Genomic DNA, 223 nt, shown 5'->3' on the forward strand with positions numbered 1-223 from the left:
GTTCGGTAATGAGTGAAAGTACTGTTCAATATTCCAGGCACAGCCGAGCGCGAGCGATCAAAGGATTTCTGCGCCAATTTCTTGGTCATGGCGGGGCTCAGCTGGGCCTCGTATGTCTGGTCTTCTTTCTTGTGCTGGCAGCGGTACCGAATATTTTGGTGGGACCGCTTCAGACAGCGATGACTGCAACCGGCGATTTCCTCGCGCCACCATCAAGCCAGCA

General features: G+C 54.3%; 1 pseudogene. It reads left to right on the forward strand.

Annotated features, from left to right (window positions below):
* Positions 1-8: 8 nt before the first annotated feature.
* Positions 9-223, forward strand: a pseudogene (locus tag EOB49_RS36160) (ABC transporter permease); the annotation flags it as partial.

The organism is Mesorhizobium sp. M7A.F.Ca.MR.148.00.0.0 (assembly GCF_003997735.1).
Lineage (GTDB): Bacteria > Pseudomonadota > Alphaproteobacteria > Rhizobiales > Rhizobiaceae > Mesorhizobium.